Origin of the sequence: Saccharibacillus alkalitolerans (genome assembly GCF_011090185.1) — a bacterium.
GTDB lineage: Bacteria > Bacillota > Bacilli > Paenibacillales > Paenibacillaceae > Saccharibacillus > Saccharibacillus alkalitolerans.
Genome location: NZ_JAAFGS010000007.1, coordinates 1 through 21981 on the forward strand (window position 1 = coordinate 1; position 21981 = coordinate 21981).

At 58.6% G+C, this 21981-nt stretch carries 20 protein-coding genes and 8 tRNA genes; all 28 read left to right on the forward strand.

Annotated features, from left to right (window positions below):
* The first annotated feature begins 141 nt into the window (after positions 1 to 141).
* The 28 genes from GYN08_RS17605 to GYN08_RS17740 all read left to right on the forward strand — a co-directional run bounded on the left by GYN08_RS17605 (position 142) and on the right by GYN08_RS17740 (position 21441).
* A tRNA-Ser gene (locus GYN08_RS17605) sits at positions 142 to 233 on the forward strand.
* A 38-nt stretch (positions 234 to 271) separates the two neighbouring features.
* Positions 272 to 345 (forward strand) — tRNA-Met (locus tag GYN08_RS17610).
* A gap of 18 nt (positions 346 to 363) precedes the next feature.
* Positions 364 to 439: transfer RNA gene (locus GYN08_RS17615), tRNA-Val, on the forward strand.
* A gap of 7 nt (positions 440 to 446) precedes the next feature.
* Positions 447 to 522: transfer RNA gene (locus GYN08_RS17620), tRNA-Thr, on the forward strand.
* 12 nt (positions 523 to 534) lie between these two features.
* A tRNA-Asp gene (locus tag GYN08_RS17625) sits at positions 535 to 611 on the forward strand.
* 34 nt (positions 612 to 645) lie between these two features.
* Positions 646 to 718, forward strand: a tRNA-Phe gene (locus GYN08_RS17630).
* 14 nt (positions 719 to 732) lie between these two features.
* Positions 733 to 817: transfer RNA gene (locus GYN08_RS17635), tRNA-Tyr, on the forward strand.
* A gap of 8 nt (positions 818 to 825) precedes the next feature.
* A tRNA-Lys gene (locus GYN08_RS17640) sits at positions 826 to 898 on the forward strand.
* Positions 899 to 995: 97 nt separating this feature from the next.
* Positions 996 to 2135 (forward strand): PucR family transcriptional regulator, encoded by a 1140-nt coding sequence (locus GYN08_RS17645; RefSeq protein WP_166276954.1) that lies wholly within the window; start codon positions 996 to 998, stop codon positions 2133 to 2135.
* Between the two features lie 120 nt (positions 2136 to 2255).
* Positions 2256 to 3383 (forward strand): ABC transporter ATP-binding protein, encoded by a 1128-nt coding sequence (locus tag GYN08_RS17650; protein ID WP_166276957.1) that lies wholly within the window; start codon positions 2256 to 2258, stop codon positions 3381 to 3383.
* A gap of 179 nt (positions 3384 to 3562) precedes the next feature.
* Positions 3563 to 4501, forward strand: a complete 939-nt coding sequence (gene hprK, locus GYN08_RS17655; protein WP_166276960.1) for an HPr(Ser) kinase/phosphatase — start codon at positions 3563 to 3565, stop codon at positions 4499 to 4501.
* A gap of 82 nt (positions 4502 to 4583) precedes the next feature.
* Positions 4584 to 5663: a prolipoprotein diacylglyceryl transferase gene (lgt, locus tag GYN08_RS17660; RefSeq protein WP_166276963.1), complete on the forward strand. Its 1080-nt coding sequence runs from the start codon at positions 4584 to 4586 to the stop codon at positions 5661 to 5663.
* A 4-nt stretch (positions 5664 to 5667) separates the two neighbouring features.
* Positions 5668 to 6321, forward strand: coding sequence for a pyrophosphatase PpaX (gene ppaX / locus GYN08_RS17665; RefSeq protein WP_166276966.1), 654 nt, complete (start codon positions 5668 to 5670; stop codon positions 6319 to 6321).
* Positions 6318 to 6809: an acyltransferase gene (locus GYN08_RS17670; protein WP_166276969.1), complete on the forward strand. Its 492-nt coding sequence runs from the start codon at positions 6318 to 6320 to the stop codon at positions 6807 to 6809. The genes ppaX and GYN08_RS17670 overlap by 4 nt, the downstream gene beginning before the upstream one ends.
* A 232-nt stretch (positions 6810 to 7041) precedes the next feature.
* Positions 7042 to 8256 carry an acyltransferase gene (locus GYN08_RS17675; protein WP_166276972.1) on the forward strand — a complete coding sequence of 405 codons (1215 nt, stop codon included), beginning with the start codon at positions 7042 to 7044 and terminating at the stop codon, positions 8254 to 8256.
* Between the two features lie 328 nt (positions 8257 to 8584).
* A complete protein-coding gene (locus tag GYN08_RS17680; RefSeq protein ID WP_166276975.1) occupies positions 8585 to 9781 on the forward strand; it encodes an ATP phosphoribosyltransferase regulatory subunit in 1197 nt (398 codons plus the stop codon).
* A gap of 90 nt (positions 9782 to 9871) precedes the next feature.
* On the forward strand, positions 9872 to 10510 hold the full coding sequence (gene hisG, locus GYN08_RS17685) for an ATP phosphoribosyltransferase (protein ID WP_166276978.1): 639 nt from the start codon (positions 9872 to 9874) through the stop codon (positions 10508 to 10510).
* 17 nt (positions 10511 to 10527) lie between these two features.
* Complete coding sequence (gene hisD / locus GYN08_RS17690; RefSeq protein ID WP_166276981.1) at positions 10528 to 11832, forward strand: histidinol dehydrogenase; 1305 nt, start codon at positions 10528 to 10530, stop codon at positions 11830 to 11832.
* A 72-nt stretch (positions 11833 to 11904) separates the two neighbouring features.
* On the forward strand, positions 11905 to 12519 hold the full coding sequence (gene hisB / locus GYN08_RS17695) for an imidazoleglycerol-phosphate dehydratase HisB (protein ID WP_166276983.1): 615 nt from the start codon (positions 11905 to 11907) through the stop codon (positions 12517 to 12519).
* Position 12520: 1 nt separating this feature from the next.
* Positions 12521 to 13147 (forward strand): imidazole glycerol phosphate synthase subunit HisH, encoded by a 627-nt coding sequence (gene hisH, locus GYN08_RS17700; protein ID WP_166276986.1) that lies wholly within the window; start codon positions 12521 to 12523, stop codon positions 13145 to 13147.
* Positions 13148 to 13216: 69 nt separating this feature from the next.
* Complete coding sequence (gene hisA / locus GYN08_RS17705) at positions 13217 to 13951, forward strand: 1-(5-phosphoribosyl)-5-[(5-phosphoribosylamino)methylideneamino]imidazole-4-carboxamide isomerase (RefSeq protein WP_166276989.1); 735 nt, start codon at positions 13217 to 13219, stop codon at positions 13949 to 13951.
* 105 nt (positions 13952 to 14056) lie between these two features.
* A complete protein-coding gene (gene hisF, locus GYN08_RS17710) occupies positions 14057 to 14815 on the forward strand; it encodes an imidazole glycerol phosphate synthase subunit HisF (protein ID WP_166276992.1) in 759 nt (252 codons plus the stop codon).
* Positions 14812 to 15594 (forward strand): bifunctional phosphoribosyl-AMP cyclohydrolase/phosphoribosyl-ATP diphosphatase HisIE, encoded by a 783-nt coding sequence (hisIE, locus tag GYN08_RS17715; RefSeq protein ID WP_166276995.1) that lies wholly within the window; start codon positions 14812 to 14814, stop codon positions 15592 to 15594. The genes hisF and hisIE overlap by 4 nt, the downstream gene beginning before the upstream one ends.
* 75 nt (positions 15595 to 15669) lie before the next feature.
* Positions 15670 to 16494: a histidinol-phosphatase HisJ gene (gene hisJ, locus GYN08_RS17720; RefSeq protein WP_166276999.1), complete on the forward strand. Its 825-nt coding sequence runs from the start codon at positions 15670 to 15672 to the stop codon at positions 16492 to 16494.
* A 184-nt stretch (positions 16495 to 16678) separates the two neighbouring features.
* Positions 16679 to 17626: a ribose-phosphate diphosphokinase gene (locus GYN08_RS17725; protein WP_166277002.1), complete on the forward strand. Its 948-nt coding sequence runs from the start codon at positions 16679 to 16681 to the stop codon at positions 17624 to 17626.
* 133 nt (positions 17627 to 17759) lie between these two features.
* Positions 17760 to 19493, forward strand: a complete 1734-nt coding sequence (locus GYN08_RS17730; RefSeq protein ID WP_166277005.1) for a tetratricopeptide repeat protein — start codon at positions 17760 to 17762, stop codon at positions 19491 to 19493.
* A gap of 44 nt (positions 19494 to 19537) precedes the next feature.
* On the forward strand, positions 19538 to 20497 hold the full coding sequence (trxB, locus tag GYN08_RS17735) for a thioredoxin-disulfide reductase (protein WP_166277007.1): 960 nt from the start codon (positions 19538 to 19540) through the stop codon (positions 20495 to 20497).
* Positions 20498 to 20661: 164 nt separating this feature from the next.
* Positions 20662 to 21441, forward strand: a complete 780-nt coding sequence (locus tag GYN08_RS17740; RefSeq protein ID WP_166277010.1) for an AAA family ATPase — start codon at positions 20662 to 20664, stop codon at positions 21439 to 21441.
* The last annotated feature ends 540 nt before the right edge of the window (positions 21442 to 21981 follow it).

Here is a 21981-nt window from a genome sequence, read left to right on the forward strand (position 1 = left end):
CGGTGACGCGAAGCGATCGTTTCGGATCCAGTTTTCAAGGTGCAAACCTTGAGTGAAACTGCAACATGCATGTCTTTTCTAGTGAGGTTATTTTCCTGGATTGTATTCGATGAAGAATAATCGCACGGAAAAAACCGGTTTGGAGAGATACCCAAGTGGCTATAAGGGGACCCTCTGCTAAGGGGTTAGACTGCGTTAGCGGTGCGAGGGTTCGAATCCCTCTCTCTCCGCCATTCCCTTCTATAATAGAAGAGAAATGGCAATGTAATATGGCGGTGTAGCTCAGCTGGCTAGAGCGTACGGTTCATACCCGTGAGGTCGGGGGTTCGATCCCCTCCGCCGCTATTTTATCTTTATTCCCATGGAGGCTTAGCTCAGCTGGGAGAGCATCTGCCTTACAAGCAGAGGGTCGGGGGTTCGATCCCCTCAGCCTCCACCATATATATGCCGGTGTAGCTCAATTGGTAGAGCAACTGACTTGTAATCAGTAGGTTGGGGGTTCAAGTCCTCTCGCCGGCACCATTTAATTGGCCTGGAACTGTGGTGTAGAGGCCTAACATGCCTGCCTGTCACGCAGGAGACCGCGGGTTCGAATCCCGTCAGTTCCGCCATTTAATTTAATTGAATATCAGCTTCATTGAGTATGGCTCGGTAGCTCAGTTGGTAGAGCAAAGGACTGAAAATCCTTGTGTCGGCGGTTCGATTCCGTCCCGAGCCATCTTTATATTTTGTGGAGGCTTAGCGAAGTGGCCAAACGCAGCAGACTGTAAATCTGTTCTCTCCGAGTTCGGTGGTTCGAATCCATCAGCCTCCACCAGTTTTTGAGAGCCATTAGCTCAGTTGGTAGAGCACCTGACTTTTAATCAGGGTGTCGAAGGTTCGAGTCCTTCATGGCTCATCAAAAAGCCGCGTTCCGTATCTTTACGGGATGCGGCTTTTTTGCGTATTCGGCATTATGTTAAGATGAGAAGAAAACGGGTGTTGGAGGGCTTGTCATGAATGTGCAGGAAATTCGGAGCCGGCTGGAATCGATCGTCGGCAGGCCGGTTGAACTGATTAAGATAGAGAATTCTCCCTGGCAGGATAGGCTTAAAGCCGTCGCCTCCCTGCATGCCGAGAGAGCCGGCGATCGCTTCTCGACAGACGGCCTGCCCGAGCAGGGTACGGTAGAAGCCGGATCGACTTGGTTTTTTGCGGCGGACACTCGGGAAGCAACCGAAGAGCGATTGGCGGTTCGGATTGCGGACGACCGACTGGAACCGTCCGTTCGCGAATTGATTTCTCTTCTTGTTCAATCCGCGTCTTTGGATGCCGGCGAGCCTCTTCCCGAGAGGGAGACCGAGGTTCAGCAGCTGGGCCGCTGGCTTGCGGAGAGGATGGAGCGCGGCGAGTCTCCGCAGGAGCTGCCGGATACGCTGCTGTTGAAAAACCGGCTCTTTGCGGAAATGATTCCGTTCTTGCTGATCTGCGAGGGGGCTCAGAATTCGCTCGGCGGCTATGAGGAGCTCCACCAGCTGCTGTCGACCTTTCTGGAAAGGGAAGTGCTCGTAATTCCGCTGCATGACCGGGAATGGCTTCTGCTTGTCGACCGGCTCGATGTGATGCAGATTTCGGAAGAACGGGACGAAGAGGAAGAATCCGACCGCGAACTGCTGGAGGCTTTCGGGTTGGGGCTGTACGAGCTGATTGCAAGCGAATGGGCGGGGATTTTCAATCTGTCCGTATCCGAGCCTCTGCAGCCTGCGTACGGCCTTGTGCCCGCGCTGCGTCTGCTGAAAGAGAGCGTCTTTCTCGGCAAAACGTTCCATGTGACGCGGAATGTGCATCTGCCGTGGGAACTGGGGTTGGAACGTCTCGTTTACAGCGTTCCGGCCAAGCAGCGGGAGCGATTCATGGAGGAGATCGAAGGGCGCGCGGTCGTGCTCGAAGACAGCGAAACCTTGACGACTCTCGAGACGTTTTTTCGGATGAACTGCAATGTAAGCGAAACCGCGAAGAGGCTGTATATCCATCGCAATACGCTCATTTACCGGCTGGACAAGGTCAAGCAGGAAACCGGGCTCGACGTTCGCAACTTCGGAGATGCCGTATTAATGAGGCTGGCGGTGCTATTGGATAAAGTGACAAAAGACTGAGACGATTTTTGTGCAGTTTGCGAATAGCCAAGAAAGCGTATTCAGGGTACTATGGGAACAGGTAAACAGAAAGCAGCTCAGCTCCATACACATATCCTCAATACAGGGAGGCAACATTCAATGGCTGGTGTACGCTTAGAACATATCTATAAGAAGTATGCAGGTTCCGACAAAGCAACGGTAGTCGACGTTAACCTTGATATCAAAGACAAAGAATTCCTCGTCCTGGTCGGTCCTTCCGGCTGCGGAAAATCGACGACGCTCCGCATGATCGCGGGTCTCGAAGAAATTTCCGAAGGCAAATTGTATATCGGCGACCGCGTCGTGAACGACGTCGCTCCGAAAGACCGCGATATCGCGATGGTATTCCAATCCTACGCCCTGTACCCGCACATGGACGTATACTCGAACATGGCTTTCGGTCTGAAACTCCGCAAAGTGAAAAAAGACGAAATCGAGAAGCGCGTACGCGAAGCGGCTAAAATTCTCGATATTGAGCACCTGCTCGAACGCAAACCGAAAGCTCTCTCCGGCGGTCAGCGTCAGCGGGTTGCCCTGGGACGCGCGATCGTCCGCGATCCGCAAGTGTTCCTGATGGACGAACCTCTCTCCAACTTGGACGCCAAGCTGCGCGGTCAGATGCGTGCCGAAATCACGAAGCTCGTAAAACGCCTTGAAACGACCTGCATCTACGTAACGCACGACCAGATCGAAGCCATGACCATGGGCGATCGCATCGTCGTTATGAAAGATGGCATCATTCAGCAGGCAGCTCCGCCGGAAGAACTGTACAACAATCCGACGAACATTTTCGTTGCCGGATTTATCGGTTCCCCGACAATGAACTTCATTAACGGCAAGCTGGTCGATCAAGGCGGCGCGCTGCACTTCCAGGCTCAAGGCCTTGATGTTGAAGTTCCGCGCGGCAAAGCGCAAATCCTGCGCGACAAGTCGATGGTGGGCAAAGAAGTTATCATGGGTCTGCGTCCGGAAGATATTCACGAAGAGCCTGTATTCCTGGAAGCTTCGCCGAACACGATCTTCGCGGCCAACGTCGACGTTACCGAGAACCTCGGTCACGAAATGCTGCTTTATCTGAGCGGCCTGGGCGGCGACACGACGATTGCCCGTGTAGACGGACGTTCCAGCGTACGCGAAGGTTCGCAGGTCAGACTGGCTATCGACATGAACAAAGTGCATATCTTCGACAGAGAGTCGGAAGTCAACGTCTTCTACGACGCGAAATAATTCCGTTTGCTGTCCGAGCGAGTATAAAGGGCCGCCCTTCCGGGCGGCTTTTTCGCATTTGGGGCAGGCGAAGGAGCATTGCTTTCAACGAACATTTCCTTTACGATGAATAGGATAGTGTGCAAAAAGCGGTACGACGATTCCATATCAGAACGACCATCAGAAGGGAAGATTACGGAATGGCTAAAAAGGTAAAAGTAGCCGAGCTTGTCCAACAGTTCCAATTTGAAGTCGTATCGGGCGAGAGTGGGCTGCGCCGTCCGATCGCCGTCGACGATCTGAACCGGCCGGGGCTCGAAATGGCCGGATACTTTGAGTATCATTCACCGGAGCGGATTCAGCTGCTGGGTAAGACCGAGCTGACTTTTTATCATATGCTCTCGAAAGAAGACAAGATGGACCGGATGAGCCGGCTCTGCAGCGAAGAGACGCCGTGCATTATCGTGACCCGGTCTTTCGACGTGCCCGAAGAGCTGGTGCAGATCAGTTCGGAACGGGACATTCCCGTTCTGCGCAGCGGAATGTCGACGACCAGCCTGTCCAGCCGCGTTACCGACTTTTTGGAACGCAAGCTGGCTCCGACGACGACGATCCACGGCGTATTGGTGGATGTATACGGCGTAGGCATCATCATTACCGGCAGCAGCGGCATCGGCAAAAGCGAAACGGCGTTGGAACTGGTCAAGCGCGGCCACCGGTTGATCGCGGACGACGCGGTCGAAATTCGGCAAAGCGCCGACAATCAACTCGACGGTACGGCGCCGGAGCTGATCCGTCACCTGCTGGAAATTCGCGGCGTGGGGATCATCAACGTCATGACGCTGTTCGGAGCGGGCGCGATCCGCAACCACAAACGGATCACGCTGGTCGTTCGCTTGGAGAACTGGCAGCCCGACAAGCAGTACGATCGCCTCGGCCTCGATGAGGAAACGACTCGCATCATCGATACCGATGTGCCGCTCGTGACCGTGCCGGTCCGCCCGGGCCGAAATCTGGCGGTCATCATCGAGGTCGCGGCAATGAACTTCCGTCTGAAACGGATGGGATACAACGCGGCGCAGCAGTTTACCCATAAGCTGACCGCAACGATCGCCGACGACATGGACGATCTGGATTAAGACGTTGTCGTCCGGGCAGCTTCAATATCGGACAGCGATTTAAATCGAGTTTTGCGCAGACAACGTATTAGGGGGAACAAGAATGAGTGCATTATTGGCGATCAATCCGATCGCTTTTAAAATCGGGCCGCTGGCCGTGCACTGGTACGGGCTGATTCTCGGCCTGGGAGCCGTAGTCGGCCTGCTGCTGGCCATGCGCGAAGGAAAACGGTTTGGGCTGCCGCAGGAATTGTTCATGGACATTCTGCTGTTCGGCGTGCCTTCCGCCATTATCTGCGCGCGGATCTACTACGTCGCGTTCCAATGGGACCAGTACAAGGACAATCCGCTCAAAGTATTCGCGATTTGGGAAGGCGGGATCGCCATCTACGGAGCGCTGATCGGCGCCGTGGTGTGTGCCGTCATCTACACCCGAATCAAAGGATACAGCTTCTGGCGCATCGCCGATATCTGCGCGCCGGGCCTGCTGGCGGGACAGCTGATCGGACGATGGGGCAACTTCGTCAACCAAGAGGCGTACGGCGGAGAAACGACCGAGAGCTTCCTGCGCGGCACGCTGCATCTGCCCAACTTCATCGTGAATCAGATGAACATCGAAGGCGTCTATCGTCATCCGACGTTCCTGTACGAATCATGCTGGAATATTCTCGGCATCATTCTGATTTTTATCATTCGCCGCCGGAAATTCGTGCGCGCGGGCGAAATTTTTATCGGATATTTCATCTGGTACGCGATCGGCCGCTTCTTTATCGAAGCGCTGCGGACCGACAGCTTGGCTTTCCAGGGTCCGAATTGGCTGGCTTCGCTGATCCACGGCATGTGGACGCCGATGACCTGGTTCGGGTTCGAAGAAGGGTACCTCGATCCGGCTTACGGCAACGTCCGAATTTCGCAGCTTCTGGCCATCGTCTTCTTCGTGGTAGCCATTGCGCTGATCATCATTCGCCGTCAAAACGGGCAGGCCAATATCCGGTATTCCGATCCGATCGTGTCGTCGAAACTGGAGACGGCTCCGGCAGCGGTGGATGAGAAGCACCGTGTGGAAGCCCCTTCCGCACCGACCCGCGGATCGCAGGCCCGTTCGGGCGAAACGGACCCCGCCGCGTCTTCCGGGCGGCCCGACACCCCGCCTCCGGGCGAAGATTCTACCCGCAAGGAGTGACATCATGAATTCTGCAATCAAGACGGTATTGTTCGATCTGGACGGCACGATTATCGATACGAACGAGCTGATCATCGATTCTTTCATGAATGCGATGAGCGATATTCCGCTGACGCGGGAAACGATTATTCCCCACATGGGCACGACGCTGGAGAATCAGCTCCGCGTATTCTCCGGCCTGGAGGATGTGCGAGAATTGGAAAAAGCGTATCGCACCTATAATCTGGCCCATCACGACGCGATGGTTAAGCCGTTTCCGTACGTGCAGGAGGTGGTACGCGATCTTCATGCGGCCGGCATCCGGCTCGGCGTCGTCACGACCAAGATTCGGCCGACCACTATGAAGGTGCTGGAAATGTTCGACCTGTACCGCTATATGGACGCGGTCGTAACCGTGACTGACGTGACCCATCCGAAACCCCATGCCGAGCCGGTCCTGAAAGCCTTGGAGCTTATGGGAGCAGACCGCGAAACGGCGCTGATGGTCGGGGACAGCCCGGCGGACATTCAGTCGGCTCAGAACGCAGGGGTGCGCGCCGCAGCGGTCGCCTGGTCGCTCAAGGGCGAGAAGATTCTGTCGGGTTACGGCCCGGACCATATCTTGCACGATATGCGGGATCTATACAGACTGACCGGAACGGAGCGCAGGGAAGCATGAGAAAAACGGAGCGGTACTTCGTTGAAGACGGTCCGAACTCTCTGCGCCAGATCTACAAAACGGTCAGCCCTTGGAAAGGCATCAAAAACTTTGTTTTTATCCAAATCGCCCGTTATTGCCCGATCCTGGAGTTGAAAAACTGGATCTACCGCCGTATCCTCCACATGAAAGTGGGCCGGGATACGGCTTTCGGGCTTATGGTTATGGTGGACGTCTTTTTCCCGGAAAAGATTACGATCGGCCGCAATACCGTCATCGGGTACAATACGACCATTCTGGCGCATGAGTATCTGATTCGCGAATATCGGCTGGGCGAAGTTATCATCGGCGACGAAGTGATGATCGGGGCCAACTCGACCATTCTTCCGGGCGTAACGATCGGCGACGGCGCGGTCGTCGCGGCCGGTTCGGTCGTTCACCGCGACGTGGAAGCCGGAACGTTCGTGGGCGGCAATCCGCTGCGGATCATCGAACGGAAAAATCCTTGAATTTTGACGGTATGTCCTTGCCCGTTGTTTAACATTTTCCGAAAGTTGCCGCCAAAGCGGCGTACAGAAGATCCGCGTCGGGTATAATGCAGAAGGAGCGTGAGCGGGAGGCGGCCGAGCCGTCCCGCTTTTCGCTTCGAACAGCATAGATTTGCAGGACGAGAAGACCTGCAGGCGAACCGGATCGCTTGAAGCGAGCTTGAAGCGGACGGTCGGGAAAGGAGCAATCAAGTTGAGTTCTGTTTCAATCAAAAAAGAAAGGCTGCCGCAGCTGGACACGTTCCGCGCGTTGGCTATCCTGGGTGTACTGCATGTCCATTCCACTTCCTTTGCAACGATCGAGTCGGTCCATTTGAAAGCTTTTTATCTGATTAACTTCATTAACGTGTTCTTTCGATACGGCACGCCTTCGTTCATCATGCTGAGCAGCTTCGTGCTGTTCTACAACTACTACAACCGTCCGCTGAACGGCAAGCTGGTCGGAGGATTCTACAAAAAAAGAATGCTGTATATTTTGCTGCCTTACGTGCTGATCTCGGCCATATATTTTATTTATAAAATGCATGTGGCGGGTACGCTCGGAGCAGGCACGGAGACGTACGGCGACATGCTGGCCCGCTATTGGAAAAACCTGCGGGAAGGCACGGCGTATACGCATTTGTACTTCGTGTATATCAGCGTACAATTCTACATTTTGTTCCCGGTGATGCTCTTCTTGTTCAAATCGTCCAAATGGTTTACGCGCTGGGCGATTCCGATCGGACTCATTCTGCAGTGGGCTTTCGTGTTCTGGAATAAATACGAGCTGCATTATCCGACCAAAGGAAGTCTTGCGATTACATACTTGTCCTACTATATGATCGGCGCGTTTCTGGCGATTTACTTCGATAAAATACGCGGTTGGCTGATGAGCGACGCCAAAGACTTGTCCGCGAAAGCCAAGTTCTGGAATGCGGCGCTGTGGATTTCCTGGGCGGCCGTCGTTGCGGCGCATGTCTGGTTCTATCAAGAAATCCGGCAGGGCGAACTGGTCGCGAACTCGCTCTGGTACGAGCTGCTGTGGAATCTTCACACCCTGCTGACGGCGATGGTGCTGATGCGCGCATCGTTCGTCCTGTTCCGTAAAGGGCCGAAATGGCTGATCAAGCTGCTGACGCGTCTGGGGGAACTGTCCTTTGCCGTGTATCTGGTGCATCCGCTCGTGCTGGGTTACTACCGGGATACGGAAGACTGGTTCTTCAGCCATGTGCATATGGGGTCGGTGACGTATTTTGCCTGGATCTACGGCGGCCTGATCTGCGCGCTGCTCGTCTCCTGGATCGTCACGCAGACGATTCTGCGTTGGATTCCGGGGGCTTGGGTGCTGCTGGGCAGCGTGCCGGCTTCCCTGCGCAAAAAGAAAACGGGTCCGGCGGCGCCGGCATCGGCGACCAATCGCAACGTTTGATCGAAAACGCAAAACCGAAAACCCTTTTCCGCTTCTTGACGGAAAAGGGTTTTTGTCGTCGCCGTCGGACGGTTCATTCGACAAAAGACGCTCCTCGTTGACTCCGATACGGACAAAGTGATAATATAGTCGTACGCTTTATTTTACTACCATGTTATCACTGTACCATAATAAAGCAATTAAAAGGATCGACGCTAACGTTACGAGCGATCCGGCTGCCGATAAGCCGGATTTCCGATAGGGTGAAGAGAAGATTCGATCCCGGAACCGGGTATAAATAGATGAAGTCGGAGAGCGATCCGAAGACGAACACACAGGGGTGAATCAAATGTCCAAACCGAAAGGATTTGAAAAGCCGGTCGGCGTCCGAGATTATCTGCCGCGCGCGACCAAGCGTCTGCGCCGCATCGAACGCGGCGTGCTCGACTGCATGGCGCGCTGGGGCTACGAGACGATCAAGACGCCGACGATCGAATACTACGACACGGTAGGGATCGCGAGCTCGACGTCAGACCGCAAGCTGTTCAAGCTGCTGAACAACCGCGGGCAGACGCTGGTGCTGCGATCGGACCTGACGGCGCCGATCGCGCGCGTCGCTTCTTCGCTGCTGCGGGAAGAACCGCTGCCGCTTCGGCTGTCGTACCACGCGAACGTGTTCCGCGCCATCGAGGAAGAAGCGGGACGCGAAGCGGAATTTTTCCAGACGGGGGTCGAGCTGATCGGCGACCGCTCGCCGGAGGCGGATGCGGAAGTGGTGGCGCTGGCCATCGCTTCGCTGCAGGCGGCCGGCGTGAAGACGTTCAAATTCGCGCTCGGGCATGTAGGCTTCCTGAACGGGCTGTTCGACGAAGCGCTGCCCGGCCGCTCGGAAGATCAGAAGGCGCTGAAGGAGCGTCTTCTGCATCGCGACTACGTCGGCTTCCGCGAAGCCGCGGAATCGCTCGGTTTGAACCGCGAGCAGCAGGAGGAGCTCGAAGGCATTTTGCGGCTGCGAGGCGGCCGCGAAGTATGCGACCAGGCGGCCGGGCTGAGCCGGCACCCGCTCGCTCTGGAGTCGCTGCGGCATCTGTGCAGCGTGTGGGAAGCGCTGGACGACTACGGCGTGTCGGAGCATGTGCTGATCGATCTGACGATGATCGGGGATTTTTCGTATTATACGGGCATGGTGTTCGAAGGCTACGCCGCCGAACTCGGTTTCCCGGTCTGCAGCGGCGGCCGCTACGACAATCTGCTGCGGCAGTTCGGCCGCGACGTGCCGGCGACCGGCTTCGCGCTGAAGACGAACCGGATCCTCGACGGCGTCGAAGATCCTTCGCCGGAAGAAGAGCTTCCGGTTCTGATCGTCTACGACGCGGCGCGCCGGGCGGAAGCGCTGGCGGAGGCCGGAAGGCTGAGAACGGAAGGACAGGCGGCGGTGACGCGGCTTGCGAACGAAACGGGAGAATCCGCGGAAGCCGGCGACGGCGGACGTTACGCCCGGGTGCTGCTTTTTACCGGAGAGAATGCGCCGGCGAGCAGGGGATGAGCTCCTTCGGCACGGAAGAAGACTTTTGGGACAAACAAGCAATCGCGAAAGCATAGGCTGGACGATTTTTAAAAAGAGGAGGAGAGAGACATGGGAGAGGTGCTGAAGGTGGCGATGCCGAAAGGCCGCATCTATAAGAAGGCGTCGCAGCTGTTTCGCGAGGCCGGCATCTTCATTCCGGACGATGTCGACGACTCTCGCCGGCTGGTCATTCCGATTCCGGAAGCGAATATGGAATTCATTATGGCCAAGCCGGTCGACGTGCCGACTTACGTGGAATACGGCGTCGCCGATATCGGGATCGTGGGCAAGGACGTGCTGCTCGAAGAAAATCGCGACGTCTACGAGCTGCTGGATCTGGGTATCGCCAGATGCCGGATGTCGGTGATCGCGCTGCCCGATTGGAAACCGGGCATCCACCTGCGGGTGGCGACCAAGTATCCGAATGTGGCGACGCGTTATTTCCGCGAACAGGGCGAGCAGGTCGAAGTCATCAAGCTGAACGGCTCGATCGAGCTGGCGCCGCTGATCGGTCTCGCCGACCGCATCGTCGACATGGTGGAAACGGGACAGACGCTGAAGGATAACGGCTTGGTCGAACGGGAAAGCATCTTCGGCATTACGAGCCGCCTGATCGCGAACCGGGTCAGCTACCGGATGAAAAACAACGAAATCCAGGAATTGTGCGACCGGCTGGAGAAAGTGATGCCGGGAGCGGTGAAGTCTTAAAAGCGGGAGGAAGAACCATGAGGATTGTACCGGCAGCGGAATTCGATCTGCGGCGGGACGCGGAATACGGATCGGAGGAACAAATCGCGGCGGTCAAGGCCATCGTCGGCGATATCAAAGCGGAAGGCGACGCGGCCCTGCTGCGCTATACGGAAAGCTTCGACCGGACGAAGCTCGACGCTTCGCAGCTTCGCGTGACCGATGCAGAGCTGCAGGCGGCATACGGGCATGTCGAAGAATCGTTTGTAGAGGCGATTCGGGCCGCCGCCGCGAATATTCGCGCCTTCCATGAACGTCAGAAGCGCAATTCCTGGATGGAGCTGCAGCCGGACGGCGGCATGCTCGGACAGATTATCCGGCCGCTGCGCCGGGTCGGCGTATACGTGCCGGGCGGCAAGGCCGCTTATCCGTCCTCGGTGCTGATGAACGTTATTCCGGCCCAGGTGGCCGGCGTGCCGGAGATCGTGATGGTGACGCCGCCGGCGACGGGCGGACGGGAAGGCATCGACCCGTATATTCTGGTCGCCGCCGCGGAAGCCGGCGTGACCGAGATTTACCGGGTCGGCGGCGCGCAGGCGGTGGCGGCGCTGGCTTACGGTACGGAGAGCATCGAACGGGTCGACAAGATCTGCGGCCCGGGCAACATCTACGTCGCGCTGGCCAAACGCGAAGTATATGGGCTGGTCGATATCGACAGTCTGGCCGGACCGAGCGAAATCGTCGTTCTTGCGGACGAGACGGCCGATCCGGAATATGCGGCGGCCGATCTGCTGTCGCAGGCGGAGCACGACGAGCTGGCTTCGGCGATTCTGGTTACGACGTCGCAGCGGCTGGCGGAGTACGTCTCCGCCGAAGTGGAACGTCAGCTGTCGCTGCTGCCGCGCGAGACCATCGCGCGGGCCTCGATCGAGAAGTACGGCGCGATCATCGTGACGGGCAGCGTCGAAGAAGGCATTAAAGTCGTCAACCGGCTGGCACCGGAGCATCTGGAAGTGATGGTACAGAATCCGGCGGATTATCTGGGCCTGATCGAGAACGCCGGCGCCATTTTCCTGGGACCGTACAGCTCGGAACCGGTGGGCGATTACTTTGCCGGACCTAACCATATCATTCCGACCAACGGAACGGCGCGGTTCGCCTCTCCGGTCGACGTGGACGATTTCATCAAAAAATCAAGCCTCATCCAATACAGCAAGCAGGCGCTGCTGCAAAATGCGGCGACGATCATGGAGCTGGCGCGGCGCGAGGGACTGGAAGGTCACGCGCGCGCGATCGAAGTCCGGGTCAAAAAAGAAGGCTCGGGAAACTTGAACGGACAATAAATTCAAGGAGCGGGCGGTACGGCGAAGTATCGGCAGGAAGCGAAAAACGACGAAGAGAACGGGGGCGCATCCATGACGGAAGCCAATCAGGAAAACGAAAAATCGCGCAGCGCGAGCATCGCGCGCAAGACGAACGAAACGGATATCAAGCTGTCGTTCGGGATCGACGGCACCGGCACGTCGGAGATTTCGACGGGAGTTCCTTTTCTCAATCATATGCTGGACCTGTTCACCAAGCACGGGCAGTTCGACTTGAAAGTGGACGCGGACGGCGACATCGATATCGACGATCACCATACGGTCGAAGATATCGGCATCTGTCTGGGCAGCGCGCTGCTGCAGTCGCTCGGCGACAAACGCGGCATCAAGCGTTACGCCAACGTGTTTATTCCGATGGACGAGGCCCTCGCCCAGGTCATTATCGACGTAAGCGGGCGTCCGCACTTCGAGTACCGGGCGGAATATCCGTCGAATCTGGTCGGCACGTTTTCCACGGAGATGGTGCACGAGTTCTTGTGGAAATTCGCGCTGGAGTCGCGCATCACGCTGCACGTCATCGTGCACTACGGCCGAAATACGCACCACATGATCGAAGCGGTATTCAAAGCGCTCGGACGCGCGCTCGACGAAGCGACTTCGATCGATCCGCGCGTGAGCGGCATACCGTCCACGAAGGGAGTGCTGTAACATGACGATCGCCATCGTCGACTACGGAATGGGCAACCTGCACAGCGTCAGCAAGGCGGTGGAGCGGCTCGGTTACGACTACCTCGTCACCGGCGACGAGGCGGAAATCATGCGCTCGTCCGGCGTGCTGCTGCCCGGCGTGGGCGCGTTCGGCGACGCGATGAGCCATCTGCGGGATACCGGATTGGACTTGACGGTGCGCCGCGCCGCGGGCGAAGGCATGCCGCTGCTCGGCATCTGCCTCGGCATGCAGCTGCTGTTCGACGGAAGCGCGGAACACGGCGAGCACGAAGGACTGGGACTGCTGCCCGGCCGGGCCGTGCGCTTCGAAGCGGGCGAGCTGAAAGTGCCGCATATGGGATGGAACCGGCTGAACTTCGCACGGGCAAACGAGCCGCTGCTGGACGGGCTCGAGCAGGGACACGTCTACTTCGTCCATTCTTATCACGTGGAACTGGACAAGCCCGGCGATCTGATCGCGTCGGCGGACTACGGACTGCCGGTCACGGCGATCGTCGGGCGGGACAACGTGTACGGCATGCAGTTCCACCCGGAGAAAAGCGGGGAGCTGGGCATGAATCTGCTGCGCAATTTTTTGAAACTGTCCGAAGGCTCTGCAGGAGCGTAACGACCGCGGAAACAAGGCAGCGGCGGCGGTTTTTTTGACAGAAAGCACAGGCGAAAAGGAGAGCGGTATATGACGGCATTCACGATTTATCCGGCGATCGACATTCGGGGCGGCAAGTGCGTGCGGCTGCTGCAGGGCGATTACGCGCAGGAGACGGTGTTCAACGAAAGCCCGCTGGACGCGGCGAAGCAGTGGGAAGCGCTGGGCGGCCGATATGTCCATCTGGTCGATCTCGACGGAGCGAAGGAAGGCCGGCCGGTCAACCACGAGCTGATCGGCGGCATCGCCTCGGCATTGAACGTGCCGGTGCAGGTCGGCGGCGGTCTGCGTACGTTCGAAGACGTGAAGCTGCTGCTCTCGCTCGGCGTCAGCCGGGTCATTTTGGGCACGGCGGCGATCGAGGACAAGGCGTTCACGGAAAAAGTATTGGCGGAGTACGGCGACCGCGCGGCGATCGGAATCGACGCGAGAAACGGATTCGTGGCGACGAGAGGCTGGCTGGAAACGTCGGAAGTGCGCGCGGAAGACCTGGCGAAGGAGCTGGCGGCCAAGGGAGCGGAAACGTTCATTTTCACCGATATTTCGCGCGACGGGATGATGCAGGGACCCAATGTGGAAGCGATCCTGAGTCTGGCCAAAGCGTCCGGCAAAACGGTCATCGCTTCGGGCGGCGTCACCGTGCAGGGCGACCTGGAGCGTCTGGCGGCGCATGCGGGCGACGGCATCGGAGGCGCGATCGTCGGCAAGGCGCTGTACACGGGCAGCATCGATCTGGCATCGGCGCTGGCCGCGGTCGGCCGGTAGAACGGCAGGAGAAAAAAGGCGGGAAGCGGAGGCGCGCGGACGGACAACATTCGCGGATCGCACGCACGTTTTTTTGCCGAAATAAGAATCGGAAGGAGGAGCCGCATGCTCGCGAAACGAATTATTCCGTGTCTGGACGTCAAGGACGGACGCGTGGTCAAAGGGGTCAATTTCGTCAATCTGCGCGATGCCGGCGATCCGGTGGAGCTGGCTTCGGTCTACGACCGGGAAGGCGCGGACGAGCTGGTGTTCCTCGACATTTCCGCTTCGGTGGAAGGCCGGGCGACGATGGCCGAAGTGGTGCGCCAGACGGCGGGCGAAATCACGATCCCGTTCACGGTCGGCGGGGGCATCTCGCAGGTGGACGACATGAAGCGCATTCTGCGCGCGGGCGCCGACAAGACGGCGGTCAACACGGCGGCGGTGCTGCGGCCGGAGCTGATCGCCGAGGGCGCGCGCCGCTTCGGTTCCCAATGCATCGTGCTGGCGGTGGACGCCAAGTATAACCCCGACTGGCAGGAATGGGAAGTCTACACCCACGGAGGACGCAAGCCGACCGGCATCAAGGCGCTGGAGTGGGTACGCCGCGCAGAGTCGCTCGGAGCGGGCGAGATTCTGCTGACGAGCATGGACGCGGACGGCACGAAGGACGGTTTCGACCTGGATCTGACCCGGGCGGTGTGCCGCGAGGTGTCGGTGCCGGTCATCGCTTCGGGCGGAGCGGGCAAACCGGAGCACTTCTACGATGTGTTTACGGAAGGCACGGCGGACGCGGGACTGGCGGCGACCATCTTCCACTACAAAGAGATCGCGATTCCGGACCTGAAGAATCAATTGAAGCAAAAAGGAGTCGAAATCAGATGAACCGAGACAGCGATGTGACCGTTTCGCCGGAGGAGTTCGCGGCGAACGTAAAATGGGATGCGCAGGGACTGGCTCCGGCGATCGTGCAGGATGCGCAGAGCAAGGAAGTGCTGACGCTCGCCTACATGAACGAAGAGTCGCTGCGGCGTTCGATCGAGTCGGGCGAAACCTGGTTTTGGAGCCGCTCCCGGCAGGAATTCTGGCACAAAGGCGCGACTTCGGGCAATGTGCAGCGAATCGTAACGCTGAGCTACGACTGCGACGGAGACGCGCTGCTGGTCGGCGTGGCGCCGGCGGGGCCGGCCTGCCATACGGGACGGGTAAGCTGCTTCTTCAACAAAGCGGCGCTTGGGGACGCTGCGGCATCCGTCGAGGGCAGCCCGGCAGACGCGGGAGCGGAAAGCGAGCGCGTGCTGGGCGTCGAGCCGGAGTCGGCGCGGACGCCTGCGGCATCTTCCGCGGCAGGGGCGAACGGACGGTTCGACGTGTTGGGCGAGCTGGAACGCGTCATTGCGGAGCGGTATATCGAGCGGCCGGAAGGCGCGTATACGACGTATCTGTTCGCCAAAGGCATCGACAAGATTTTGAAAAAGGTCGGCGAGGAAGCGGCCGAGTCGATCATCGCGGCCAAAAACGGCGACAATGACGAACTGCGTCTCGAAGTGAGCGACCTGATCTATCACCTGCTCGTGCTGTTGGAAGAGCGCAAGCTGCCGCTCGACGACATCATGAGAGAGCTTGCCGGCCGGCACGAACGCCCGCGCCGGGATCAGTATTAAGAAGCGAAACTGCGGCGGATGCCCGGGTAGATCCCGGGGTTCTGCCGCTTTTTTCGGACAAGGAGGAGAATCCGTATGCTGATCGATTATCATACGCACCACGAGCGCTGCGGCCACGCGGTCGGAAAGCTCGAGCAGTACGTTGCCCGAGGTATCGAACTCGGCCTGGACCAGCTGGGGCTGTCCGACCACATGCCGCTGATCCACGTCGATCCGGCGAATTATTATCCGGAGATGGCGATGCCGATGGATGAGCTGCCGAGATACGTGGAGGAAGTGTTGGCGCTCAAGGAGAAGTACCGGGACCGGATCGACATCAAGCTCGGTCTCGAAGGCGACTATATCGAAGGCCATGAGGAAAAGATCGAAGAGATGGTGAGCGCGTATCCGTGGGATTACGTGATCGGCTCGGTGCACTTTCTCGGCGAGTGGGACGTCACGGATTTTCGCCAGACGGCGCAGTGGGAAGGACGCGACCCGCTGGACGTGTACCGGACGTATTACGAAGCGGTCGGCCGCGCGGCAGATACCGGATTTTACGATATCGTAGGCCATTTTGACGTCATCAAGCGCTTCGGCTTCGCCCCTGCGCCGGAGCAGGCGGCAGAGAAGGAAGCGCTGGAGGAAGCCGCGCTGCGCCGCATCGCAGGCAGCGGAATCGCCATGGAACTGAACGCGTCGGGCCTGACCAAGCCGTGCGCGGAAATGTTCCCGTCGGAAGGACTGCTGCGCCGGGCGCTTGCGCTAGGTATCCCGCTGACGCTGGGTTCCGACGCCCACGATCCCGCCAAGCTGTCGGAGAATCTGGATCGGGCCCGGGCGCAGCTGCTGTCGCTCGGCGTGCGGGAAGTCGCGACGTTCGACCGCCGGAGGCGCGTCATGGCGCCGCTGGCGGAATAGAGTTTGAACGGGACGCCTTGATCGGCGTCTCTTTGCTTTTACGCTACCGGGGATTGGGGTATAATCAAGGCAGGTCAATGAAGTTTAATGAAGGTTATGGGAAAAGAAGCCGAAAAAGAATCAGAGTCCATTTGCGCCGCGGACCGCGGCGAGATTTTTAAACAAGAACATGCGGGAGGGTGCCATGCAGCACAGGATGCGTATATTTTCGGGGTCGTCCAATCCGGGACTGGTGGACCGGATCTGCGACAGTCTGGGGGTCACGCCAGGCCGGGTCAAGCTGACCAAATTCAAGAGCGGCGAGAGCTACGTCCATTACGAGGAGAGCATTCGCAATCTGGACGTCTTTATCGTCCAGTCGCTGTCCCATCCGATCAACGAGCACTTCGTCGAGCTGCTCGTCATGATCGACGCGGCCAAGCGGGCTTCGGCGCGCACGGTGAACGTGGTCATTCCTTATTACGGCTATGCCCGGCAGGAGCGCAAAGCGGCGCCGCGCGAGCCGATCTCGGCCAAAATGGTCGCGGACGTGCTGACGACGGCGGGAGCGAGCCGGGTCGTCACGATCGAACTGCACGCGGCCGCGATTCAAGGATTTTTCAATATCCCGGTCGATCACTTGACGACGCTCGATCTGATCGCCGATTATCTGCGCAGCAAAAATATCAAAGATCCGGTCGTCGTTTCGCCGGACGCGGGTCGCGCGAAGCTGGCCGAGAAACTGGCGAACCGGCTCGACTCGCCGGTAGCCATCATGCTCAAAAAGCGTCCGTCCCACAATCAGGCGATGATCACCCATGTGATCGGCGAGGTGGAAGGCCGCACGCCGATCATCATGGAAGATCTGATCGACACTGGCTCGACGATTCTCAAAGTCGTCGAAGGATTGAAGGAGCGCAACGCGAAGGATCCGATCGTATGCGCCACGCACGCCGTCTTCTCGGACGGAGCGCTCCAGCGGCTCGATCATCCGGGCATCTCGGAAGTCGTCATTACGGATTCGATCGCGCTGCCGGAAGACCATTCGGCCCGCTTTACGGTACTGCCCGTAGCGCCTATGCTCGCTCGCGCCATCCATATCATTCTGGAGGGCGGCTCCCTCGCGACGCTGTTCAGCGATTCGGGCATTTAAGAATGGCCGGACGGGAAGTATGCGAAAAAAAATTGTGTTATACTTATACCTTGACCGGGGACTAAGCATCGCTTGATCCGGTCCATACAGAAATTTTCGACTTTAAGCAGTTAACAAAGGGGGCCTTGCTCAGGTGAACGGGAACTATCGGCGTGAAGAGAATCCGCGGACCAACGTGGTTTCTTTGACGATGGACGAAAGCTTTTTCTTCGAAAGAGCCGTCCGTGCGCTGGATCGCTACCAATATGACAAGGCGTTGAAATATTTTCGCAAAGCTGTGGAGTTAAAGCCGGACAATCCGGTGAATCACTGCAACATGGCGGGTATATTATCAGAGATGGGCGATTACGAGGCCTCGAACGCGGTGCTGCTGCATGTGCTGGAGCAGGTCGATCCCGCCATGACGGAATGCCGTTTTTACATGGCGAACAACTTTGCCAACATGGAACGGTTCGAAGAGGCGGAAGAAGCGCTGCTGGCTTATCTCGGAGAAGATGCCGCGGGACAATTTCTGCACGAAGCGGAAGAGATGATCGAACTGCTGCAGATCGAGCTCAAGCGCAAAATCCGCGATCACAGCGTACTGGCGCGCCGGGGTTCGGACCGGCACGAACGCGCCCGCACGATGCTGGAGGAAGGCATGTTTGCCGAAGCGGCCGGGCTGCTCGAAGAACTGCTGGAAGAATATCCGGAGTTTGCCGCCGCGGCCAATAATCTGGCGCTGGCCTATTATTATATGGGCATGACGGACCGGGCGCTGGAAAAGGTGGAAGACGTGCTGCTGCGCGAGCCGGGGAACCTGCACGGCCTGTGCAATCTGGCGATTTTCCGCCGGCATTCCGGCCCGCTCGGGGCCGAAGAAGCTTCTCGGCTGGCCGGCCGCCTGGCGGCAATCGTGCCGTTCCATCGCGAGCATGCGTTCAAGCTTGCGACCACGCTCGGCATTCTGGGCGAGCATGAGGCGGCCTACAGACACTTTCGCCGCCTGTTGGCGGGCGAGGACGCGTCCGGAGACGCTTCGATTCACCATTACTGCGCCGTAGCCGCCCTGCTCAGCGGGAGACCGGACGAAGCGGAGAAGATGTGGAACCAGACGCTGAAGCTCGATCCGGAAGCGGAAGCGGCCGCTTATTATTTGAAGCGGCTGCCGGAATGGCGCGTCTGCGGAATCACGGAGCCGGTCAATTACCATTACCGGCTCGAGGCCGTGCGCCGTTCGGAACTATGGCGGCGCTGGGAAGAGCGGCTGCCGGAAGACTCGCCGGCGATTCGCGCCGCCTTGATTCGCACGCTGCGTTCGGGCAGCGAAGAAGACAAGCGCAGGGCGCTTCAAGCCTGCCGTCCGCTCGCCGACGAGGAAATGAACGAAGCGCTGCGCGAACTGGCCGGCGACGACACCGAAACGGCGGAACTGCGCGACCTGGCGCGGGCCGCACTCGGCGAGAGCGACCCGGAGCAGGCCGATTCCGCCGAAGAAGACGAACTGCCGGCGCCGAAGTTCTCCCGGGAACCGGCCGAGCTGCCGGTATGGGAGAAGCGCTGGCAGGACGTGCTGGACGCGGCGATCCGCGCTTCGTGCGCGCCGGGCGACTTCGGCCTGCGCCGCGACCTCGAAGCGCTTTGGACCGATTTTTTGCGTCGGCTGTATCCCGACGTGCCGGTACTCTCGTACGTCGAGGGTTGGGCGGCCGCGCTGGATTACCTGGCCGACAAGCTGCATCGCGGAGAAGCGACTTACGAGGAGATCGGGCGCCGGCACGGCGTATCCGCATCGACCGTCGGACGTTACGCCAAGCGAATCGACCAGGTCTGCGGCATCAAGGAGCGCATGACGATGCCGGGAAGAGACCATCGGAAGGGGCTGTAAAGCCCCGCCTATCATTTTTTACGAAACCTGAGGAGGATGCCTGTATGCAGAAATACAAGACAGTCGTAATCGGAACGGGGCCGTCCGGCCTGACTTCGGCCATTTACCTGGCCCGCGCCAATCTGAACCCGCTCGTGATCGAGGGACTTCAACCGGGCGGTCAGCTTACGACGACCACCGACATTGAGAACTTCCCGGGCTTCCCCGACGGCATTATGGGACCGGAATTGATGGATAATATGCGCAAGCAGGCGGAACGCTTCGGCGCCGAATTCATGAACGGCTGGGTCGACGCGGTCGATTTTTCGCAGCGTCCGTTCAAGATCACCGTCGAAGGTTCCGGCACGATCGAAGCGGATTCGGTCATTATCTCGACCGGCGCTTCGGCCCGCTACCTCGGCATTCCGGGCGAGCAGGACAACATCGGACGCGGGGTCAGCACCTGCGCGACGTGCGACGGTTTCTTTTTCCGCGGCAAAAAGCTGATCGTCATCGGCGGTGGCGATTCCGCGATGGAAGAAGCCAGCTTCCTGACGCGCTTCGCGACCGAAGTGACGGTCGTCAACCGCCGCGAAGAGCTGCGCGCCTCGAAGATCATGCAGGACCGCGCGCGCGAAAACGAGAAGGTATCCTGGGCGCTCAACCGCAAACCGCTTGAAGTGGTGGCGGGCGAGACCGGCCTGAAAGGGCTGAAAGTGCTCAACAACGAGACCGGCCAGGAAGAACTGATCGAGGCGGACGGCGTATTCGTGGCGATCGGCCATACGCCGAATACGACGTTCCTGCAGGGACACGTCGAACTGGACGGACACGGTTACGTCGTGGTTAAACCGGGCACGACCGAAACCAACATTCCGGGCGTCTTTGCCTGCGGCGACGTGCAGGACACGAAATACCGCCAGGCGATCACGGCTGCGGGCAGCGGCTGCATGGCGGCGATGGACTGCGAGAAATATCTCGAAGGCAGCGTCGTGCACGACTGGAGCGAGTCGCTCGACCGCTAAGACCGGAATCTCGGGAGGCGAGGCCGGTTCCTGCCGCACCTCGCTCCTCCTATGTACCGGGCGACGCCCATACGGAACGCACCGACGAGAATCCGCTAACGGAATCTTTTGTCGGTGCGTTCTTTTGGTGTGGAGAAAAAGCATGAAGCGAGAGGAGCGAGGCGATGAACGATAGAACGGGAGGCGGACCGGACCGCCGTTATCTGCGGAAGGCGGAGCTGCTGCGGGAGAAGGTCGAAACGCCGGAGAAGTATCCGTTTAACCTGCCGGCGGTGCGGGAGCTGGAGCGTATCGAATTCCACGAACGGGTCACTTACCTCGTGGGCGAGAACGGAATCGGCAAGTCGACGCTGCTCGAAGCGATCGCGGCCGCCTGGGGGTTCAACCCGGAAGGCGGCACGCTCAACTTCAACTTCGCGACGGCGGAGACGCATTCTCCCCTGCATCGCTATCTCCGGCTGATTCGGGGAACGGCGCGTCCTCGGGACGGATTCTTTTTCCGGGCGGAGAGCTATTACAATGTAGCGACGACGATCGACGAGCTGGACCGAGATCCGGAGGCCAAGGGCAAAATCATCGACAGTTACGGCGGCCGTTCGCTGCACGAACAGTCGCACGGGGAAGCTTTTTTCGCGACGTTCATGCATCGGTTCGGGCCGAACGGCCTGTATATTCTCGACGAGCCGGAAGCGGCGCTGTCGCCGGTAAGGCAGCTGGCGATGCTGACGCGGATTCACGAGCTGGCCCGCAGCGGCGGACAGTTTATCGTCTCCACGCATTCCCCGCTGCTGATGGCGTACCCGGATTCCCGGCTGTACAACTTGACGGCCGGGGGAGTGCGGGAGTGCAAGCTGGAGGAAACGGAGCATTATATCATAACGCGGGAATTCCTCAACAACCGGGAATCGATGCTGGAGCAGCTGCTGCGCGAGGAAGAAGAATAAGGGAAGCAGGAAGCGGAAATCCGGCTCTTCAAACGAAGTGCCGGGTTTTTTCGTGCTTCCGTCTGCTGCGAGAATGGCAGGCCGGTTCGCATACGCTGTGGAAATAAGTGCGCATCGGCAGTTATTTCCTCTTTGCCCGGCCGATTTTTATAAATAACTGCACCAGAGCAGCTATTTCGCGAAAAAGCTTGAAAAACAGAGGCTTAAAAAAGAAATAACTGCCCTCCTGCAGCTATTTTATTGAAACGAGTCTTTTTGAGCCAAATAAGTGCTTCTCCGCAGCTATTCGTGAAAACGAAACTCCCTTCACTGACAGAGAGGACGCGGAAGGAGAAATTCGGTGAAGTACAGACTTTCGTAAAAAACCCGCTTCGGAAGCCTGCGCTGACGGGTTTTTCTCGGAGTCTGTTCGCTTCCCGCATTTACGTAACTTTCGAGAGCAGCCGGGGCATCTTGCAGCGGCTCTTTTTTTATTGCCGAAAAAGATTGTGCGTGAAATCACAAGTCGTCGACGGAGGGCGTGCTACATTTTGATTGAGA

Coding starts and splice junctions, on each gene's coding strand:
- ppaX (WP_166276966.1), top strand. CDS start 5,668: ATGAATTCTGCAATCAAGACGGTATTGTTCGATCTGGACGGCACGATT.
- GYN08_RS17740 (WP_166277010.1), top strand. CDS start 20,662: ATGAACGATAGAACGGGAGGCGGACCGGACCGCCGTTATCTGCGGAAG.
- hisJ (WP_166276999.1), top strand. CDS start 15,670: ATGCTGATCGATTATCATACGCACCACGAGCGCTGCGGCCACGCGGTC.
- trxB (WP_166277007.1), top strand. CDS start 19,538: ATGCAGAAATACAAGACAGTCGTAATCGGAACGGGGCCGTCCGGCCTG.
- hisB (WP_166276983.1), top strand. CDS start 11,905: ATGACGGAAGCCAATCAGGAAAACGAAAAATCGCGCAGCGCGAGCATC.
- hisH (WP_166276986.1), top strand. CDS start 12,521: ATGACGATCGCCATCGTCGACTACGGAATGGGCAACCTGCACAGCGTC.
- hisD (WP_166276981.1), top strand. CDS start 10,528: ATGAGGATTGTACCGGCAGCGGAATTCGATCTGCGGCGGGACGCGGAA.
- GYN08_RS17725 (WP_166277002.1), top strand. CDS start 16,679: ATGCAGCACAGGATGCGTATATTTTCGGGGTCGTCCAATCCGGGACTG.
- GYN08_RS17670 (WP_166276969.1), top strand. CDS start 6,318: ATGAGAAAAACGGAGCGGTACTTCGTTGAAGACGGTCCGAACTCTCTG.
- hprK (WP_166276960.1), top strand. CDS start 3,563: ATGGCTAAAAAGGTAAAAGTAGCCGAGCTTGTCCAACAGTTCCAATTT.
- GYN08_RS17680 (WP_166276975.1), top strand. CDS start 8,585: ATGTCCAAACCGAAAGGATTTGAAAAGCCGGTCGGCGTCCGAGATTAT.
- lgt (WP_166276963.1), top strand. CDS start 4,584: ATGAGTGCATTATTGGCGATCAATCCGATCGCTTTTAAAATCGGGCCG.
- hisF (WP_166276992.1), top strand. CDS start 14,057: ATGCTCGCGAAACGAATTATTCCGTGTCTGGACGTCAAGGACGGACGC.
- hisG (WP_166276978.1), top strand. CDS start 9,872: ATGGGAGAGGTGCTGAAGGTGGCGATGCCGAAAGGCCGCATCTATAAG.
- GYN08_RS17645 (WP_166276954.1), top strand. CDS start 996: ATGAATGTGCAGGAAATTCGGAGCCGGCTGGAATCGATCGTCGGCAGG.
- hisIE (WP_166276995.1), top strand. CDS start 14,812: ATGAACCGAGACAGCGATGTGACCGTTTCGCCGGAGGAGTTCGCGGCG.
- GYN08_RS17650 (WP_166276957.1), top strand. CDS start 2,256: ATGGCTGGTGTACGCTTAGAACATATCTATAAGAAGTATGCAGGTTCC.
- hisA (WP_166276989.1), top strand. CDS start 13,217: ATGACGGCATTCACGATTTATCCGGCGATCGACATTCGGGGCGGCAAG.